This window comes from Piscinibacter defluvii (assembly GCF_004011805.1).
Taxonomy (GTDB): Bacteria; Pseudomonadota; Gammaproteobacteria; order Burkholderiales; family Burkholderiaceae_C; genus Piscinibacter; species Piscinibacter defluvii.
The window spans coordinates 1-4,581 of the sequence record NZ_RCHJ01000064.1 but is presented as its reverse complement, the minus strand read 5'-3'; the positions used below and the strand labels follow the sequence as shown (position 1 = coordinate 4,581).

General features: G+C 66.7%; 4 protein-coding genes and 2 pseudogenes. All 6 read left to right on the top strand.

Annotated features, from left to right (window positions below):
- Positions 1-743 precede the first annotated feature (743 nt).
- Complete coding sequence (locus D9C15_RS32555) at positions 744-1,778, top strand: PRTRC system protein D (RefSeq protein WP_128003614.1); 1,035 nt, start codon at positions 744-746, stop codon at positions 1,776-1,778.
- Positions 1,765-2,067 carry a hypothetical protein gene (locus D9C15_RS32550; protein WP_128003613.1) on the top strand — a complete coding sequence of 101 codons (303 nt, stop codon included), beginning with the start codon at positions 1,765-1,767 and terminating at the stop codon, positions 2,065-2,067. The genes D9C15_RS32555 and D9C15_RS32550 overlap by 14 nt, the downstream gene beginning before the upstream one ends.
- Before the next feature lie 70 nt (positions 2,068-2,137).
- Complete coding sequence (locus D9C15_RS32545) at positions 2,138-2,653, top strand: hypothetical protein (protein WP_128003612.1); 516 nt, start codon at positions 2,138-2,140, stop codon at positions 2,651-2,653.
- Positions 2,654-2,968: 315 nt separating this feature from the next.
- On the top strand, positions 2,969-3,976 hold the full coding sequence (locus D9C15_RS32540; protein ID WP_128003611.1) for a ParM/StbA family protein: 1,008 nt from the start codon (positions 2,969-2,971) through the stop codon (positions 3,974-3,976).
- Positions 3,977-4,142: 166 nt separating this feature from the next.
- A pseudogene (locus D9C15_RS34660) lies at positions 4,143-4,301 on the top strand (helix-turn-helix domain-containing protein); the annotation flags it as partial.
- A gap of 77 nt (positions 4,302-4,378) precedes the next feature.
- Positions 4,379-4,581: pseudogene (locus D9C15_RS34275) on the top strand (tyrosine-type recombinase/integrase); the annotation flags it as partial.

Genomic DNA, 4,581 nt, shown 5'->3' with positions numbered 1-4,581 from the left:
GCATGGCCTGAGTGCGCCAGTGCCACCTGGCGCGCCATGCGTGCGTGCACACCGGCGAACCCGATCGTGTCGGTGTTCGTCGGCGCCTTGAAGGCGCGCACGCAGCAGTCGTTGGGGAGTCTTCCAGCAGGCATCGCGTGCCCGCTGCAGTTGCGCGATCGACGTCGCGCGCATCAAGCCGCATGGCTCGGGGGCCAGGGGCTTGCAGGTCGGCAACGATCAAGGTCGCTGCCGGCATCGTCATCGGCTGTCGGGTTGACAGGCCGGGGATCAGAGCCCGAAGGCTCGTGCACCCGAAGGTGCTCTGGAGGGCTTGCCATTCGCGCTCGATGCGCCCGGTGGGCCAGCTGCCCGGTGCCAACGGCGCTGCAAGCATGCGCGATGGCCGCCACTCTTGCAAGCGCGAAAAGTGCCGTTACGGCGCCATTAACTGCGTGAGGCCCGCAAGCCCCTGGGGTTGACGGATGGATTCCATACCTCTCTCTCCGAAGCCTGATCGTGCCGGACATGCTGGTCGGGTTGCAGACGCACCGGAAACAGACCTGAGGGCCGAATCAAGCAATCAGACCGCCGTTTCACTCGGGCTGCAACCCCACTTCGCCGAAGCAAGAGCTGCCGCAGCGCATGATCCCGGAAATCGGCGGCCGATTTCCGGGGGGACTTCGACCCGCCTTTCGATTGGACGTGATCGGCCGCGTTGGCAACAGTAGAGCCATGTCGGCACCACTGCTGTTGGAGGTCCCATGGGAAGCATCGTCAGGGCCATCGATCTCGGGTTCGGCCATACCAAGTTCACCACCGTCAACGCGAGCGGCGAGCTTCGGTACGCCAGCTTTCCTTCGTTGGCCCTGGCCAGCGTCGAGCCGCACACCGCGCGCCCTTTGCTGGCGCCGCGACGGACGGTGTCGGTGCGGGTGGGCCAACTGTTCTACGAGGTGGGGCCGGACGTGCTGACGGTCGGCGCGCGCAGCAAACCCATCCTGTCAGTCGAGGGCTACACACAGGCAGCCGACTACAAGGCGTTGATGCTCGGGGCACTGCACTACATGCAGGCCGACGAGATCGACGTGCTGGTGGTGGGCCTGCCTGTCTCCGAGTTCACCGCGCGCAAGGCGGCGCTGGAACGCCTGTGCGTGGGCGAGCACGATGTGGGCAAGGGCCGCAAGGTGAAGGTGCACAAGGCGCTGGTGGTGGCGCAGCCGCAGGGTGCGCTGGTGGCCTACGCCGAAGAGCATGGCCTGCTGGATCAGATCGGCCAGCAGGAGAACCTGATCATCGATTGCGGCACGCGCACGCTGGACTGGCTGACGGCTCGCGGCCTGCGCCTGGTGGCCAACCGCAGCTACTCGGCGCAGTACGGCGTGCACGACGTGGTGTCGGCGATCTGCGAAGCCATCTCGCGCGAGATCGGCGAGCGCTACGACGAACCGCACACCGTGGACGAGGCCCTGCGCACCGGCAGGAGCTTGACGACCTACGGCAAGACCCGCGAGATCCAGCGATACATGCCCATCGTCGAGGGCATCGCCGCCGAAGGCATCCAGGCCTTGACCAATTCCATTGGCGGCAAGTACCGCTTCGCCAACATCGTGCTGAGCGGTGGCGGCGCGCATCTCTTCCGAAAGGCACTACGGGACGCCTTCAAGAAGCAGCCGGTGCTGGAACTGGCCGACCCGTTCTACGCCAACGTGCGCGGCTTTCAGCGTGCCGGTGTCGACCGACTGCGCGCCCAGGCCGCCACCGATGCCAGCCAAGGAGCACACCATGAAGCGCAGTGACGGCGACGACGAAGCGCTGGGCCCGGCAGGCCCGGGTCGCGACGAGCCGATGCTGGAGTTCTACGCGCAGGTGGGCGCCTGGCAGCACGGCCCGCTGTACGAAGACCTGGCAAGGCTGCCGAAGGGCCGACGTCGTGCCGAGCGCTTCCGCACGCTGGCCTACCTGGGCGTGCTCGTCGAGCAGGAAAGGCGAAGTGGCGAGGCCAAGCCTGGCGCATTGCTAAGGCCGACATCGCCACCGGCCAGCCCGTCGGCCGGCGGCATCTTTGACGACCCGCTGCCGGAGTAGCCGGCGGTGCAGCCCTTGACCGCGGCCGATCGCATGGGACTTTCAGGTGAACCTTCACCTGGGAGTCCCCATGTACGTCCTGGAAACTCTGACCGGTCGTGTCATCGAGGCGCGCCGCTACCTGAATCGCATCCCCGGCCTGCGCGACGACGACCCCTCGCGCGAGCGCTGGGAGCTGTGGCTGGCCGACGCCAGCAACCGCGAACACAAGATCGTCGTCTACAGCCGGTGCATGCCGGCACGCGCGGGCCACGCCGTCACCGTCATCCACTACGGCGGGCGTGGCGTGGGCCTGTACAACCTGAGCATCGGCATGCGCGTGAACTTCGTGCTGGAGAATCCCATCGCGCTGCTGCGGAGCATCGATGTCGTGGTCATCGTGTTTGGATCGTTCGGCGCGCTGATGCTCGGCGCCTACTGGCATCCGATGGTCCTGCTGATCGGCTTGCCGCTGCTGGCGCTGTATGGCCCGGTGGCGATGCTGAGCCGCCGCCACTATCAAGTCAGCCTGGCCAACCAAGTCGAGGAGATGCTGGACCCGATTCAGGTGGAAGACGTCGTCAAGCCCTTCAAGCCGCGCCGCTGAAACCACCTGCAGCCCGTGCTGGGTCGGGTTGGAGCCCGACCAGCGAGCTTGCTTGGCAGACACCCACGGCAGGCGTAGATTTAGTGCGCACGGGCATGTGCACCTTGCCATGCCCACCGCCCTATCCACCGCACAGGGCGGCGTTAGCGGTCGTGACCCGCACTTCAATCGAATCGCCCCGCCAGGGGTGCATCCCCTCATCCGGCTTGAATCGCGCGCCAGGCGCATGCTTGTGCCCAGCGCGCGGCAGGCCCATGGCCCATCGACGGCCAAACCCATGAGCCTTGCCCTGCAAGGCCGACGCGGAGCACCACCATGACGAAGAGCCCTGTCATCGCCGCCATCGACGCCGGTACCGGCTTCACAAAGTTTAGCAAGCTGCGCTCGGGCCTGCATGCGGACATCGAAGTCTTCCCGTCGCTCACGGACATCGTCTTTTGCGACAGCCGCTGCAGCAACCTCAGATCCCCGCGGCGCAATGCCTTGATCCCCTTCGGTACCCACCTGGTCGAGGTGGGTCCGGACATCGAAGCGGCGCTGGGCGATGCGATCTATCACTCGCAGGCAGAAGGCTTTGCGGCCACCGCTGACTACCGCGCCTGCGTCGCCGGCGCGCTGGCTTTCATCGAAGAGCCCATCATCGACATGCTGGTGCTGACCGTGCCGATGCGGGAACGCGAAGCCCTGGAGCCGCAGATCCGCGACTGGCTGAGGCGGCCGGTGCGCATCGCGGCCAACGCCAGCGTCACCGTGGCCCGGGTGGAAGTTCTGCCCCAGGCCACTACCAGCGCCATCGAATGGCTCGACTCTGCCGAGATCGACAAAACGCAGGTGTCGCTGGTGATGGTGGCGGGCTTCGGCAGCCTGGACTGGGCGCTGTACCGCGGCCGCGACTTGGAGCCCCTGGCCGGCGGCACCGAATACCACGGCGTGGCCAGCCTGCTGCGCACCGTGGACGATCGGATCGGCCAAGGTGCCCCCAGCGGCGACGTCCGGCTCGATGCCGTTGATCAAGCGCTGCGCCATGGCAAGCCCGTGCGGGCGTGCGGACAACTGCATGACCTGCAGCTTCACTGGCCGTGGATCCATGGCCGGGCCCGGCGGATGCTGGGCGGCATTGCGCAATCCCTGACCGAGTTGCCCACACCGCAGACCGTGTGGCTGGCCGGTGGCGGCGCAGCGTACTTCCTGCAGGCCGCGGAAGGCCTGTTTGATCGACAGGCCGTGCACGTGGCCGCCGAGCCGATGCACGCGTGCGCGCGCGGCATGTGCCTGTACGGCAAGCGCCGTCTGATTGCCGACCTCGACGCCCTGCGCGCCTGATCCACCACGACGAGAACCCATCCCACCCCACACCCCGTGCGCGAGGCGCCCGCGGGGACGACTGTGAACTTGACGCCTCTAGCGACCGTGCGATCTTTGATCTGACGCCGGCCGCGAAGCAGCAGATCCAACTGACCCGGCTGCGTGCAGCCAGGAAGGCACGGACATGACTGCAGTGACACCTCTCTTCTACGACCTGCGCGAAACGGCGACGATGCTGCGCGTGGACTACTCCACCGCCTGGAACCTGGTGAACACCGGCCAGCTGAAAGCGATGCAAATCGGCCGGCGCTGGAAAGTGACCCAGGCCGCCATCGATGCCTTCGTGCAGCAAGGCACCGAGGCCGTGCAGCAACGGGCGCAGGGCCATCGCAACGCATGTGAACGCATTGGAGGCAGGACATGGGCATCCTCAAACGAGGCACAACCTGGTGGATCGACATCACCGCGCCAGGTGGCCAGCGCGTTAGACAGTCGGCTGAGACAACTGACCGCAAGGCCGCGAAGGAACTCCACGACCGGCTGAAGCACGACCTGTGGCGCCAGGCCAAGCTGGGCGACAAGCCCCGCTACACCTGGGAAGACGCGGCCCTGCGCTGGCTGAA

Excerpts from the sequence above, each read along its gene's own strand:
- D9C15_RS32555 (WP_128003614.1), top strand. The coding sequence starts at position 744 with ATGGGAAGCATCGTCAGGGCCATCGATCTCGGGTTCGGCCATACCAAG.
- D9C15_RS32550 (WP_128003613.1), top strand. The coding sequence starts at position 1,765 with ATGAAGCGCAGTGACGGCGACGACGAAGCGCTGGGCCCGGCAGGCCCG.
- D9C15_RS32545 (WP_128003612.1), top strand. The coding sequence starts at position 2,138 with ATGTACGTCCTGGAAACTCTGACCGGTCGTGTCATCGAGGCGCGCCGC.
- D9C15_RS32540 (WP_128003611.1), top strand. The coding sequence starts at position 2,969 with ATGACGAAGAGCCCTGTCATCGCCGCCATCGACGCCGGTACCGGCTTC.